General features: G+C 68.7%; 12 protein-coding genes. 4 read left to right on the top strand and 8 right to left on the bottom strand.

Features of this window, described 5'->3' with window-relative positions:
• Positions 1–218: 218 nt before the first annotated feature.
• A complete protein-coding gene (locus tag ACU6XJ_RS27770) occupies positions 219–1,847 on the bottom strand; it encodes a DUF885 domain-containing protein (protein WP_476318001.1) in 1,629 nt (542 codons plus the stop codon).
• Between the two features lie 43 nt (positions 1,848–1,890).
• Between ACU6XJ_RS27770 and ACU6XJ_RS27765 the strand changes: the two genes are divergently transcribed.
• A complete protein-coding gene (locus tag ACU6XJ_RS27765; RefSeq protein WP_476317998.1) occupies positions 1,891–2,220 on the top strand; it encodes a hypothetical protein in 330 nt (109 codons plus the stop codon).
• 153 nt (positions 2,221–2,373) lie between these two features.
• A complete protein-coding gene (locus ACU6XJ_RS27760; RefSeq protein WP_476317995.1) occupies positions 2,374–2,853 on the top strand; it encodes a GbsR/MarR family transcriptional regulator in 480 nt (159 codons plus the stop codon).
• A 671-nt stretch (positions 2,854–3,524) separates the two neighbouring features.
• Here the strand turns inward: ACU6XJ_RS27760 and ACU6XJ_RS27755 are convergent.
• The 4 genes from ACU6XJ_RS27755 to ACU6XJ_RS27740 form a co-directional block, all read right to left on the bottom strand.
• Entirely contained in the window at positions 3,525–4,442 is a 918-nt protein-coding gene (locus tag ACU6XJ_RS27755) for a COX15/CtaA family protein (RefSeq protein ID WP_476317991.1), read from the bottom strand.
• On the bottom strand, positions 4,439–5,320 hold the full coding sequence (locus tag ACU6XJ_RS27750) for an ATP-grasp domain-containing protein (protein ID WP_476317988.1): 882 nt from the start codon (positions 5,318–5,320) through the stop codon (positions 4,439–4,441). Before ACU6XJ_RS27750 ends, ACU6XJ_RS27755 begins: the two co-directional genes overlap by 4 nt.
• A gap of 283 nt (positions 5,321–5,603) precedes the next feature.
• Positions 5,604–5,783 carry a DUF1272 domain-containing protein gene (locus ACU6XJ_RS27745; protein WP_476318670.1) on the bottom strand — a complete coding sequence of 60 codons (180 nt, stop codon included), beginning with the start codon at positions 5,781–5,783 and terminating at the stop codon, positions 5,604–5,606.
• Positions 5,784–6,540: 757 nt separating this feature from the next.
• Positions 6,541–7,845 carry a cation:proton antiporter gene (locus ACU6XJ_RS27740; RefSeq protein WP_476317985.1) on the bottom strand — a complete coding sequence of 435 codons (1,305 nt, stop codon included), beginning with the start codon at positions 7,843–7,845 and terminating at the stop codon, positions 6,541–6,543.
• Positions 7,846–8,522: 677 nt separating this feature from the next.
• Here ACU6XJ_RS27740 and ACU6XJ_RS27735 point away from each other — a divergent pair.
• Together ACU6XJ_RS27735 and ACU6XJ_RS27730 are read left to right on the top strand one after the other, a co-directional pair.
• Entirely contained in the window at positions 8,523–9,161 is a 639-nt protein-coding gene (locus ACU6XJ_RS27735; protein WP_476317983.1) for a hypothetical protein, read from the top strand.
• Between the two features lie 170 nt (positions 9,162–9,331).
• Entirely contained in the window at positions 9,332–9,943 is a 612-nt protein-coding gene (locus ACU6XJ_RS27730) for a DUF4352 domain-containing protein (protein ID WP_476317980.1), read from the top strand.
• 2 nt (positions 9,944–9,945) lie between these two features.
• Here ACU6XJ_RS27730 and ACU6XJ_RS27725 read toward each other — a convergent pair whose 3' ends face one another.
• Genes ACU6XJ_RS27725 through mptB form a run of 3 tightly spaced genes read right to left on the bottom strand, consistent with a single transcriptional unit; the run spans position 9,946 to position 13,276 of the window.
• Positions 9,946–10,722 carry an ABC transporter permease gene (locus ACU6XJ_RS27725; RefSeq protein WP_476317977.1) on the bottom strand — a complete coding sequence of 259 codons (777 nt, stop codon included), beginning with the start codon at positions 10,720–10,722 and terminating at the stop codon, positions 9,946–9,948.
• A complete protein-coding gene (locus ACU6XJ_RS27720; RefSeq protein ID WP_476317974.1) occupies positions 10,719–11,657 on the bottom strand; it encodes an ABC transporter ATP-binding protein in 939 nt (312 codons plus the stop codon). Before ACU6XJ_RS27720 ends, ACU6XJ_RS27725 begins: the two co-directional genes overlap by 4 nt.
• A 17-nt stretch (positions 11,658–11,674) precedes the next feature.
• Positions 11,675–13,276, bottom strand: coding sequence for a polyprenol phosphomannose-dependent alpha 1,6 mannosyltransferase MptB (gene mptB, locus ACU6XJ_RS27715; RefSeq protein ID WP_476317972.1), 1,602 nt, complete (start codon positions 13,274–13,276; stop codon positions 11,675–11,677).
• Positions 13,277–13,521: the final 245 nt, after the last annotated feature.

The following is a 13,521-nucleotide window of genomic DNA, read 5'->3' as shown; positions in this document are numbered from 1 at the left end:
CATCTGAAGGGGGTGGGTTCTTGCCAACAGCCGACGGTCGCGGCGACTGAGCCGCGGCGGGCAAGCGCATCGGATCGGGAGGGAACCACGTCTGCCGGATCGGTTGGACACTCCGATGCGCGACGCTCGGCGGTGCGAGTGAGAACTGGGCTTACTCGCACCGTGGAACAGACGTGAGCGGTAGGGCGAACTCTCGCCCTACCGCTCACGGTCTTTCGTCAGCCCTCCATCACCGTGCGGCGGGCCAGGCCCAGCGGAAGGATGCCCGCGCCGCAGAGGGTGTCGTGGAAGGTCCGCAGGTCGCCCCGACCGGCCGCGAGGTAGTCGTCGCGGATCTTCTCGATCTCCACGCAGCCCGTCAGGTACGACGGCGCCTGGGTCGGCCAGCCGCAGTAGCGACGGACCTCGGCCGCCGCCGTGCCCGGCGTCAGGGAGGTCTTGGTGGACATGAACTCGGTCGCCTGCTCGATGGACATCTCGCCGCAGTGCAGCGCGGTGTCCACCACGATCCGGGCCGCGCGGAACAGCCGCGCCTCCAGATGCGCCAATTCGTGTCCACGGTCGGTGAAGTAGCCGTGCTCGCGCATCAGCACCTCGGAGTACAGCCCCCAGCCCTCCGCGAAGTAGGGGGTGCGGAAGATCTTGCGGATCACCCGAGGGTTGGCCGCCATCCAGGACAGGTGCCAGTGGTGGCCCGGGTAGGCCTCGTGCACCGACATGGTCGGCATCTGGGCCCTGGAGTTGCCGCGCAGCCGCTGCCGCACCTGCTCCTCGGTGAAGTCGTCCGGGGTGTAGGGCACGAAGAAGTGGCCGGTGCGGCTCGCCGTCAGCGACGGCGGCGGGATGTAGAACGCCACCGGGAACATCGGCCGCTGGAAGGCGGGGGCGGGCACCACCCGGCACTCCTCGCCTTCGGCGAAGGTCACCAGCTGGTGCTCGCTGAGAAACGCCCTGGCCCGCTCGGTCTCGGCGACGTACTCCTTGAGCATCGTCTCCAGCGTCGGCGGGTGGTCGTCTTGCAGCCGGGTCATCACCGATCGCCAGTCGGCGCTGCCGCCGGGCATCTCCGCTGCGAGCTCACGCAGTTCTGCGTCGAGCCGGGCGTAGAGCGACTGGCCGTCGCTGTGCAGCCTGGCCGCGCCGTAGCCGAGCAACTCGCGTTGCTCCAGCAGTGCCGAGTACGTGGATTCGCCGATGCGCCAGTCGCCGCCCGCGCGTCCGGCCAGGGCGGAGAGGAACTCGACCAGGTCGTCGAACGCCGTCGCGGCGCGCTCGGCCTCGGTGAGGAACCGGGCCCGCAGCGTGGAGTCGGCGATCTCACCGGGCATGGTGTCGGTCAGGAAGGTGCGCGCCGTTCTGGCCTGCTCGATGCCCCGACGCACCAGGATCTCCGGCGCGAGTTCGGCATCCAGGTTGGCCTTGCACGCGGCGAGCACGCCGGGTATCTCGGCCAGCTTGGAGATGGTGGCGGCCACCAACTCGGCTTCGGGCCGCAGGCGGTGCAGGAACGTCGCGAAAAGGCTGTTGAAAATGGGTGAGGTGTAGAAGGTCGGGTCGCGGCGCCAGTCTCCCCATTCCGCGGTGATCAGATCACCGCGGAGGTTGGAGATCGCGAGATCCCGATCGACGGACTCGGCCACGCTGAGCTGGGCCGGATCAATGGCCTCGAAGCGGGCAATCCATTCGCGGGCCTCGACCAGGCGCGAGCGAATACCGGCCTCGGAGAAGTCTCCCAGCGTGTTGTCCCGGTCGAAGGCGCCTAACGAGGCGACCGCGACCGGGTTCCGGTCGAAGAACCAGCCGAGAAAAGCATCAGTGAGCTCGGCAATAGAGGCGGTGTGGGTCACGCCAACGAAACCTAGCGGGCAAATTGCCTTTATTCTGCGTGCTATGGCCGACCGGGATGTCAGTACCAGCACGAATGCGACGGCTGCCGCGCCTGCCGCCGCGGTGAAAAGCGCACGCGAATTCGTCCGGCTGCACGGGCCCTCCGCCCGTGCCGTGATCGAGAACATCGGCAACGCGGGCACCCGCCTGGTGCTCGTCGGGGAGGACGGCGCCCTGGGCGACGCGATCGTAGCCGACCAGTCCGCAGCCGAGGCCGTCGTCGCTACCGTCGACGGCCTTGAACAGGCCGAATGGGATCGGGAGACGATCGCCCAAACGGTCATTGGCCCCAAGCACCGCCACCGCATGGCAGGCTCCGGCGGCCGGCGGTAAACCCCTCTCAACCCCTCCGGTAGTTGATCGTTTAACCACCCGACCCCGCCAACCCGCCGCGGCACGCCGCGGCGGGTTTCTTCGCACCTGAGCTATCTGTTGCTACGATGTCTTCAGTCTTGAATGAAGTTAACGATTGGGGCGGTGGGTTCGTTGAGCGAACGCGGAGGGCACGCCAGTCCGCGGGAAGAGTGGATCGAGCGGATGGCCGCCTTCTTCGTCGAGGAGGGCCTGCCCCTGATCGCAGGCCGCATCCTCGGCTACCTGCTGGTGTGCGACCCCGCCGAACGCACCGCCGCCGAACTTTCCGCCGCCCTCCAAGCCAGCAGCGGCTCGGTCAGCACCAACGTGCGCCTACTGGGCAGGCTCGGCCTGGTCAGCAAAACCACCCGCCGCGGCCGCGAAGCAGCCCTCTACCGCGTCCAAGAACAGCGCTGGGTAGAACTGGTACGCCGCCGCTTCGAACGCATCGCCGCCGCCAAGGAACTGACCGCCGCAGGCATGCGCCTACTCAGCGGCGACTCCGAACGCGCCGCCCGCCTCCGCGCCGTAGACGACCTCTACTCCTGGCTCTCCGACGAACTCCCCCAGGTCTGGCAACGCTGGGAAGCATCAGCCCTCAAACGCCGCTAACCCCACATCCTCACCATGTCAGCCCGATGCACTTGGCAGGCGCGATGACGGGTCAACGGGCCTGCTTGGCCCGGTTCTCGTCGAACTCGGCGTCGATCGCCGACTCTGCGACCGCCCGATGATTCGATGCGTAGCCGTTCGACCCCGTGATCGGGCATTTCAGAGGCACTGCCGCGAACGCCGCTCGTCAACCCACTCCGCGATCAACTGGCATCGCGACTGTCGGGCATCGAAGCCGTCCCGGCCCTTGCGACCCGGCGTCGCCAAAGCCAGGCCGAGACGCTGCCCGTACAGAGGCGCTGTCCATAGAGAGACGCTGTCCGTACAGACCGGACTCGTTCACCGCATAGCCGCTATCGATCACGCGGGACTCGATGAGAATGTCAGGTTCGCGCCCGACACCCGCGACTCCGCGGTTCCCAACGCCACGACGATCAAAGCCTAGGCTGGAATCGGGGGCATCTCGATCCGCAAGCTCCCTGGGACGTCATGGTGTCGACCTAGGTCGACACCATGATCCCCTGCGGCGACATCATGACCGCTGCGGGACATCTCCCGCATAGACCCGGAGATCACTGATAGCCCGATCGGGTGCGGTTCGGTTCGCCATCCGGGGTGGGGACGGGCGTCCGGCGTTCGATCGGTTGGTGCGGGCGAGCGAGCCGAGTGGATCAGGTGGCGGGGAGGGGGCCGCGGTCGCGGGAGCTCACCCAGAGCCAGCCCATCGCGACGATGGTGCAGGCGGCGCCGAGGACATGGAGGGAGACCAGGGCTTCGGGGACGCCGAGGTTGTACTGGAGGGAACCCAGGCCGCCTTGGGCCAGGACGACTGCGACCAGGACCCAGTAGGCGCGCCACGTGCGGGGTGCGGTGGTGCCGCGCATGCCGAAGCCCAGCAGGGCGAGCATGGCGAGGAAGAGGACCAGCAGGCCGCCGTGGAGCTGGGCGAGGGAGGGGATCGGCAGGTCAAGGCGGGGGGTGGCGGAGTCGCCCGCGTGGGGACCCGCGGCGGTGAGCATCACGCCTGCCACGAGCACCGCGGCCAGGACGCCGACCATGGTGTTCTGGAGCAGTCGTTGGGCGGGGGTGACCAACAGCCGCGGGGGCGCGTCGCCTTCGTCGACGGAGCGCACCGCGAGCACCGCGAGCCAGATGAGGATCATCGACAGCAGGAAGTGCATGCCGACCGTCCACCACACCAGGTCCATCAGCACGGTGACGCCGCCGACTACGGCTTGGACGGCGACGCCGATCGGCATGGTGGCGGCGAGGAGAAGGTAGCGGCGGCGACGCGGGCGGGACTGCCAGGCCAGCAAGAAGAAGGCGATCGCGACGAAGCCGATGACGCCGGTGAGCATCCGGTTGCCGTACTCGATCCACTGGTTGAGCGCGGCCACCTCGGGATGCGGGGTGGGCGTCATGCTGCCGGGAAAGCACTCCGGCCAGGTCGGGCAGCCCAGCCCGGACCCGGTGACCCGGACGACCGACCCGCTGACCGAGATCAAGGCCTGCATGACCAGCACCGCGATGCCGAAGCCCCGCTGGAGGGCGATGCTCGGTGTTCTGGTGATCCTGGCGGCTAGCGTCACGTACCGATGGTAGGCAGCGGGATTTTCGGCTTCGCCCGCGGGGCCACCAGCCGTGACACGATCAACTCGCACAGTGCGACCCCGGTCACCTGCTCGGTCTTGACCAGGCCCGGCGCCGCGTTGACCTCCAGCACCACCGGGCCGTCGGCGGTGCGCACCAGGTCGACGCCCGCGATGTCCAGCCCGATCGCCGCGGCCGCGCCCACCGCCAGGTCGTTCTCCTCGTCGCTTGGCTGGACCTTCTCGCCGCTGGCGCCCTTGGCCATGTTGCTGAGCCAGCCCCCCATCGGAGCGGCGCGCTCCATCGCGGCCACCGGCTCGCCGTCGATCACCACGATGCGCAGGTTGCGCACGGCCTCCGGCAGGAAACGCTGTGCGATCAGCAGCCGCGCGCCGCTCAGACCGGAGTCGCGCAGATCGGCCCGCAGTTCCTCCGCGGTCCGCGGGCAGAAGATGCCGTTGCCTGCCTGCCCGCGGTCGGGTTTGACCACCACCGGCATACCCAGCCGCTCGACGATCTCGTCCGCGTCGGCGAACGGTGTGATCACACAGCTGTCCGGATGAGCCAGCCCCGCCTCGTGGAAGATCACCGCCTGCCGCGCCTTGCTCAGGGCCCGGTCCAGCGCCGCCGCGGAGTTCACGGCGGGTACGCCGGCCCGCTCCAGCCGCTCCTGGACGAGAAGCTGGTGGTCGATGTTGCCGTCGGAGGCCGAGATCCGCCCGTGCAGCACATCCGGCAGCCACGCCGGACCGGCGCCGACGCCGAGCAACTCCTCCGGTCCGCCCACCAACCGCACCTCGTGACCGGCGGCGACGGCGATGCCGTGCAGCCTGCGGCTGGTCGGCGAGGACAGACGGCACACAAGGCCGAGACGCACCACGGTCACCCTCCGGTCGACTGAACTCCGACGCAGAGTAGCCGTTCACTGCCCGACCTGCGCCGATCTCAGCGACCGATCAGTACGATCTCGCCGCTGTTCCCGCTCGACTCCGCGCGGTGGCGTGCCCGCGGGCCTCGCGTGGCTTCATCTCGAGGCGAAGCCCTGCCGGAGGCGATGCTGGGCGTCCTGGTGCGGCACCTCATCCACTGCCCGGCGCGGGCGACGTTGAAGCCGAACGCCAACTCGTCCGGTGCATATCCGCTCGAGAGCGGCTCGTGAGCTAGGACGCGACCGGCGAAGTGACCCGACGTGGCCGGGCGACGAGTTCGCCGCCGCAGTTGGGGCACCTACCGTGCATCTCGTCCCGGCAGGGCGCGCAGAAGGTGCACTCGTAGCTGCAGATCATGGCTGTCCCGTCCGGCGAGAGCCCGCGATGGCAGCGCTCGCACTCGGCCCGCATCTCCAACATGAAGCGTCCTTCCGGGGAGCCCGCACCGCGTCACCTCCCCGAAACGCGGCCGACAGTATTCGCCACTCATTCTCGCAGGGGCGCCGACACGGGTTCCATTCGTCGGTGCGGTTCGGCATCACCCGGCCAACTACGGCGCCGCGACGCGGTCCGTATGTCCAACGCGGTCGCGGCGACGCCTTCTCCCACTCCGCGTGGGACGACCTCGTTGTGTACTCCTCGGTGCCGTCTGGCCGGCCACCCCCAGGCCGGCGCCGAGGCCGCGCGGCTTGAGGATGGCCGGGTAACCGACTTGTTCGGTCGCGGACACGACCTGCTCCACGGTCTTCACCGCGATCAAACGCGGTTGAGGCACCCGTCGCGGCGAGCGCGGCGCGCGGCGCGCGGCGCGCGCCCATGTCCCGCGTCCGCTGCGCCGCCTCCCGGTCGCCATTGCGCAGCCGAGCGCTCTGGCGACGTCGATGTGCGCCTCGTCCCAGCGCAGCACTCCCGCAACGGGTCGCGTCTCGTGCAGCGCCCGGGCTGCCGCCGCCATCGCCAGGCCGTCGGTGGTGCCGGCAGGGCCATCCAGTCGGTGAGGCCCGTCCCAGCCGGGGTTCGCCCCGGTGACAGGTGCACCCGGAATCGGGTGCTCACCGACCGGAGCAGTGTTCCCGATAGGCTGCATTCCACCCGCGATCTGGAGCAGCGGTGAATTGCCGACGGCCATGGCGATGCGTCTTTTCCGGCCGGTCCCCGAAACGGGACGTTAGCCGCTGAATTCTTTTTCTCGTTCGTTTTCCTCGGTGGTCACCGAAATGTGGGCGACGGCGTAGCGCAGGACCGGGGGAGTCATCAGAGAGGTCACGATCGCGACCAATACGATGATCGTGTAGACATCGGTGGTCAGCACGCCCAGCCGTAGGCCGACCATCGCCACGATCACCTCGATGGCGCCGCGGGCGTTGAGCCCCGCGCCGAGGGCGATGCCTTCCCAGTGGCCCAGCTTGCCGATGCGGGCGCCGAGATAGGCGCCTGCGAACTTGCCGCCGATCGCGACGAGCAGGACCAGCAGGGCGGTGCCGAGCACCGTCGGCTCCCGCAGCGCCGTGAGGTCCATGCGCAGACCCGCGATGGCGAAGAACACCGGTGCGAGCACCGCCATCACGAACGTCCGGAGCGGGGCGAGCTTCTCGCGGTCGAGCACACCGGAGGAACCGATCAGCACACCGCATACGAAGGTGCCGAAGACCGGCTCCAGCCCGAGGGAGTGGGTGCCCGCGGCGGACAGGAACAGCAGCAGCACGATCACCACGAGCGTTACGGAGGAATCCGTCGAGCGCCCCGCGAGCCGCAGGCTCCCGCGCACGACCGGACGCCCGACCAGCACCGCGGCCACGATCACCGCGACCAGGCCGCCCACCGCGTAGATCACGTGGCCGGTGCGCAGACCGGTGGTGGCCATCGCCGAGACGACCGACAGCAGAGACCAGCCCACGATGTCGTCCACGACGGCCGCGCCGATCACCAACTGTCCGATGTTGCGGTGCAGCAGCCGCATCTCTATCAATGTCTTGGCCACCACCGGGATCGCGCTGACGCACATCGCGACGCCGAGGAACAACGCGAACACGTTGCGGTTGGTGTCGCCCGCGATCAGCGAGGCGGGCAGCGCGATCCCGACGAGGAAGCCGAACCCCAGCGGAATCAGCAGCCCGCCCGCGCTCACCCACGTCGCGGTGCGGCTCTTGCGGCGCACCATGGACAAGTCGAGGAACATGCCGGTCAGCCCGACCAGCAGCAGCACGCCAAGCTGGCCCACCGCGTCGAGCAGGTGCATGTGCTCGGCTTTGGCCGGGAACAGCCAGTTGGACAGGGTCGGCAAGAGGTTGCCCAGCAGGGATGGGCCGAGCAGGACGCCCGCGGTGAGCTCGCCCACCACCGCGGGCATCTTCCAGCGCACCGCGAGCCTGCCGAGTATGAGGGCCGCCCCGAGCAGAAGCCCGAGTTGAAGCAGGAAAATCAGCATCTGGTGTGCGCCGATCGGACTGACCGGTGCAGCGAGGACCGTCATCGAGTCTCCCAGGTAGGTGACGGGTCGGAAGCCGAACTCAGCCCGCGCTGCACCTGTTCTCGGGGTGATCATCCCGGAAGGATTGATCGGCCCGAGTCCCCCAGGTCGCGGACTACCTCGAACGGCCGGGTCGGGGCGTTCGGTGTGAAAATGACCGGAACTTGTTCGGCTATGTAATCTTGGTACATGTAAAGGTTCTCCAAATCATCAGTGGTCATGGTTCGCTCGATCAGAGCATTGCCGGTAACATCGGTATAAAATGCGAAATTTCCTCCAGTCTTGGTTTTGAAAAGAATTCGCCTGTTGGATGGTTATTGGCCTCTCCGCCATTCCAGCAGCACGCCCATAGGTAGGGTTTCCTTGCTCGGCACGCAGGTCGCCTCCTCGGCTCCGCGGCGACGACACCCACGATGGTGTCGATCTGGCGTCGCTTCATCCGGTCCGGGAGCGCCCACTGGCAGCAGGCGTCCTCCGCCGACGGCGGCTTGGGAGGGGGTAGACGAACCGGACAGTGGACTTCACCCGCACGGCTTGGCACCCGGGGTCTCACGCGCAGTCGCGACTTCGTTTCGGATTCGGCCCCCATTGGGGGATCCGATTCGTTACCCGGAAGAGGTATGCCTGACAGGGCAACCTTTCCAACCTGCGGTTCGTCATCCAATGCGGAGGGGGTCCGTATGTGGGGTCGTAGACAACTGATCAGGACGACCGGCGTCGCGGTGGCCACGGCCGCCGTGCTGATGTCGGCCGCGGGGGCGATGGAATCCAGGCCCACCTCACCGCTGCCGCCGGACTGCGGCAGCGATTGCGAGCGGGTGGCCGCGGTCCAACTCGGTCCGGATCGGACGCTGCTGGCGTTCCGCGGCCGTGCTGAGGACGGCAGGCCGCGCAGCTTCCTGGTGACCGAGGACGACGGCCGCCGCCTGTCCACCAAGCCGGGGCAGCTTCCGTTCGACCTGATCGAGCACCTGAGCTGCGCGGACGGCGACCGCTGCGTGGCGGGATTCATCAACGGCATCCACGCCTCGGGCGCCGTCTTGGTCCAGGTCGCGGACAACGGTGAGGTGCGGGTACTGGACTCCGTCGAGGGCACCGCCCCCGGCAGCGCCATCCGGGACCTCGACGGCGACGGCAAGCTCGACGCGGCCGTGCTGCACAGCACCTACGAGCCCGACTTCGCCTCGGCCCCGCTGTATTGGGAGACCTGGCTGCAACGCGACGGCGAACTCGTCCTCACCGGATGCACTAAGCCCGCACTCCCAGCGGCCCCGGCCCCATCGGAACCCGCCAACGGTGCTTGCCCGGACGTTCTCTGATTACCCAGCGTCCCTAACGAATTGAAAGACCGCCCAACTTCGTGAATTGGGGTCGCCAATACCTTTCCGGCGATGTCGAAACGTGGCCTCAGCTTGCTGAAAACGTTCTCGACTTCTGTGCTCGGTATTGGCTGTCATTGACAATTCAGTGATGGGGAAAGAGGGCGGTCATGTCGTACGAGCAGCCTCCGCAGGGATACCCACCGCCGGGTCCTCCCGGTTCCTATCGGCAATACGGTATACCCCCGAAGAAGAAGCCAGGGATCTTCAAGATCGGCTGCCTGGGTCTTCTCGGTTTGATCGTGCTTATCGTCATTCTCGCCGTCGCCTTCGGGTCTGGCAGTGACAACCCTCCCGCAGGCAGCGGGTCCGGCCCCGAGCCTGAAGCCCTCGCTGCGGTGGGCAGCCCTGTTCGAGATGGCGCCTTCGAGTTCACGGTAACCAAGGTGGAGCCGGGGGTACCGCGAATCGGGAATCAGTACAGCGGGCAGGACGCGCAGGGGCAATTCGTCAAGGTCTACGTCACGGTGCGGAACGTAGGAGATAGAGCGCAACATCTCCAGGCAAGTGAACAGAAACTCTTCGACAACCAGGGTCGCGAGTTCTCTGCCGCTGATTCACTGATCGCCGCTGTGGCGGGAAACTCAATATTCGAGCAGATCAACCCCGGAAACACAGTGCAGAGCGTCCTTATCTTCGACATCCCGAAGGATGTCTCGCCGACGCGGGTCGAGCTCAATGACAGCATGTTCGGCCGCGGTGTCACCGTGCGGCTGGACTGATGTCAGGTCAGCTTGGTGGTGCGGGTGGCCAGGAGGGTGGCGCCCGCGCCCCAGGCGATCAGGATCAGCACAGGCTGCCAGCCCGGGAAGGTGCCGTCGACCAAAGCCGTGTGCAGGCCCGCGGCCAGCGCACCGGAGGGCAGTAGCTGCACCAGCGCGCCCGCGGTGCCGGGCATCATCGCGGCGGGCAGCGCGATGCCGCCCGCGAGCAGCAGCAGGAACCACACACCGTTGGCGACCGCCAGCACCAGTTCGGCGCGCAACGCGCCGCCGAGCAGCACGCCGAGCCCGCCGAAGGCGAACGTGCCCAACAGGATCAACAGCAGGGCGTACGCCACACCGGACACCTCGGGCGCCCAGCCGAGGAACGCCGCGACTACGCCAAGCACGACCAGTTGGATGGCGACGACCACCAGGGTGGCGGTGACCCGACCCGCGACGAGGAGCCAGCGGGGGAGCGCCGTGGCCGCCAGGCGCTTGAGTACGCCGTAGCGGCGGTCGAAGCCCAGCGCGATGGCCTGGCCGGTGAACGCCGTCGACATGATCGCCAGCGCCAGCACCTGCGGGGTCACCGTGTCGATCCGCGGCTCCGCCAGCGGGATGACCCGGACCAGGGTGAGGCCGATCAGCAGCGCCAGCGGCACCAGCAGCGTGAGCAGGATGTGCTCGCCGTGGCGCAGCGTGAGGCGGGCCTCGGTGGTCGCCTGCACGAACAGCATCCGCGACAGCCGTCCTCGGCCGGGGGCGGGAGTGAACGTGCCGGGTGCGAACGAGGTCATGAGCGCAGCTCCCGCCCGGTCAGCTCCAGGAACACATCTTCCAGGCTGCGCTTGGCCACCTGGATCTCCTCGGCCAGCACTCCCTGCTGCGCGCACCACGCGGTGACCGTCGAGATCACCTGTGGGTTGATCAGGCCGCGCACCACGTAACTGCCGGGCACCGGTTCCTCCGTCTGACAGGCCTCGGGCAGCGCCGCCAGCAGCAGCCGCAGGTCCAGCGCGGGCCGGGAGCGGAAGCGCAGCTGCATATGTTCGGGATCGGTCGCGGTCAGCGTCGCCGGGCTGCCCTCGGCGACCACCGTGCCGTGGTCGATGATCACGATGTGGTCCGCCAGCGCCTCGGCCTCGTCCATCAGGTGCGTGGTCAACAACACGCTCACCCCGTCGCGGCGCAGCGCGGCGATGAGGTCCCAGACCAGGCGGCGGGCCTGCGGGTCGAGGCCCGCGGTCGGCTCGTCCAGGAACACCAGCTCGGGGCGCCCGATCAGGGCGCAGGCCAGCGACAGGCGCTGCTGCTGCCCGCCGGAGAGCCGCTTGTACGGCGTGCGCCTCGCCGCCGACAGCCCGAGTGTCTCCAGCAGCCATTCGGTGTCCAGCGGGCGCGCGGCGCAGGTGGCGACCAGGCGGAGCATCTCGTCGGCGTGGACGCCGGGGTAGGCGCCACCGCCTTGGGGCATCACGCCGATGCGGGGCCGCAGCTGTTCCGAGGAGGCGATCGGGTCGAGGCCGAGGACGCGGACCGTGCCCGCGTCGGGGCGGAGGAAGCCCTCGCAGATCTCCACGGTGGTGGTCTTGCCCGCGCCGTTGGGGCCGAGCAGGGCGAGCACGGTGCCCGCCTCCAGCGACAGGTCCAACCCGTTCACGGCGGTCGTGCTGCCAAAGCGCTTGACCAGCCCGTGCAGGCGGACAGCGGTGGGGTCGGAGGTCGGTGGCACGAACAGGAAGCCTAGGCCTAACGAGCGGTGGAGGTGGTCAGCAGGTCGCGCGGTCGGCCGGGAACCCGCCTGATGACGAGTGCCAGCACCACCGCGACGATCACGATGGCCGCCAGGATCGCGTCGGTGATCACGAACGCCCGGCCGAAGAACGGTGCCCCCGGTGACGGCACGACCAGCGCGAGGAAGGCGCTGATCACGGTGGCGGCCACCCGGAACCGGTGGGACCGGGTGGTGGCGGCCAGCGGAATGGCCGTGAGCAGCAGGTACCAGGGGTGCAGCACCGGGCCGAGCAGCACCGCCGCACCCAGGGCGATGCCGACGCCGGTCAGCGGGTTGAGCCTGCCGCGGAAGCTGTCCCACAGCAGCCGGATCACGATCAACCCGGCGAAGAACACGCCGAAGCCGCGGCACACGGCGATGATCGAATCGGTGTGGTTGCCCAGTTGCAGCACGATCGCGATGCCCGCGCCCAGGAAGCCCAGCGCGTTGACCGGCGACATCCAACTGCGCAGCTTGTTGGTGTGCTCCAAGGCGTTGACCCAGCCGAAGCCCAGGCCGGACAGCGCCATCACCACCGCCCAGGTGAGCACCATCACCACCGCCATCACCAGCGCGGCCTTCACCAGGTGGCTGACCCGGCCGCCCCAGCGCCGGGCGATGAGCACCCCGAGGAAGCCCAGCGCCACCAGCGACGGGATCTTCACCGCCGCGGAGAGTGTGATCAACACCGCACCGGCGCCGACGCCGAGCAGTTCCCCGCGTTGCAGCGGGGGCACCACCCCGTCCCGGACCACCGGCAGGGCGCGCAGCGCGATCTCCAGGCCGACCAGCATCAGCCCGATGGTCAGGCCCTCGTTGTGCACGCCGCTGATCAGGTGGAACAGCACCAGCGGGTTCAGCGCACCCAGCCACAGGGCGCTGACCTCGGGCACTCCGCAGCGCTTGGCCAGTCGCGGCAGCGCCCACACGATCATGCCGACGCCCGCCAACGCGAGCAGGCGCTGGCCCATCACGCCGAGCACCACGTCATCCTCGGCCAGCCAGGCGGTGGCCTTGCTCAGGACGAAGAAGAACGGGCCGTAGGGCGCGGGTGTCTCCCGCCAGATATTGGGGACCCCGCGGGTCAGCGGGTGGTCAACGCCCAGCGCCTGGGCCGGGCCGAGGGCGTAGGGATCCATGCCGCGCAGCGCGATCTCGGTCTGCGCGAGGTAGCTGTAGACGTCGCGGCTGAACAGCGGTGGTGCGATGGCCACCGGGATGGCCCACATGATGAAGGTGCGGTCCAGTTGCGCGCGGGAGACCAGCCGGGGACGGTCCTGGCGGACGAAGCGGCCCAGCGCCAGCCAGGCGAGCACCACCATGCCCATGCCCGCCCAGGTGCAGGCCAGGGCCACCGTTGGCATCCGTGCGGGCAGCCCGAAGAGGCGAACACCGTTCAGCGGGTTCTGCAGAGGGTCGGGGGCGGCACCGGCGCCGAGGGCACCCGCTGCGAGCAGCAGGGCGCCCGCGGTGCCGAAGCGGCGGATCACGTCAAGCTGACGCCGTTCCGCCCGGTCCAGGCCCTTCCCGGCGTCGCTGTCCGGCTCGGTCTCGCCGAGCACCCTCCCACTCGTCACAACGCCGAAGGGTAACGATTCGCGGGGGTTGCTCCGTGGGTGGCAGAACGCGTCTGACCTCGCAGGCCTCCCACCTGCGGTTTCGCCCGCCACCGACCGCTTATCCTTCGCTATACCCGAACCGTGTCGACCGTTCACCGCAGCCGTACGGCCGTTCGCCGCTTGGCACTGTCGGCTTTCGCGTTACCAAAGTCCATTTGGTCGGGGTTCGGTGAGCTACCTCACCTCTCTGGCCAGGGTCTTTG

It is taken from the genome of Actinorectispora metalli, from assembly GCF_056323685.1.
This window is presented reverse-complemented; position numbering and strand designations above follow the sequence as displayed.

What these genes read in the sequence shown, in the direction of transcription:
- ACU6XJ_RS27740 (WP_476317985.1), bottom strand. Translation starts at nt 7,845, where the DNA reads ATGACGGTCCTCGCTGCACCGGTCAGTCCGATCGGCGCACACCAGATG.
- ACU6XJ_RS27730 (WP_476317980.1), top strand. Translation starts at nt 9,332, where the DNA reads ATGTCGTACGAGCAGCCTCCGCAGGGATACCCACCGCCGGGTCCTCCC.
- ACU6XJ_RS27735 (WP_476317983.1), top strand. Translation starts at nt 8,523, where the DNA reads ATGTGGGGTCGTAGACAACTGATCAGGACGACCGGCGTCGCGGTGGCC.
- ACU6XJ_RS27725 (WP_476317977.1), bottom strand. Translation starts at nt 10,722, where the DNA reads ATGACCTCGTTCGCACCCGGCACGTTCACTCCCGCCCCCGGCCGAGGA.
- ACU6XJ_RS27765 (WP_476317998.1), top strand. Translation starts at nt 1,891, where the DNA reads ATGGCCGACCGGGATGTCAGTACCAGCACGAATGCGACGGCTGCCGCG.
- ACU6XJ_RS27745 (WP_476318670.1), bottom strand. Translation starts at nt 5,783, where the DNA reads ATGCGGGCCGAGTGCGAGCGCTGCCATCGCGGGCTCTCGCCGGACGGG.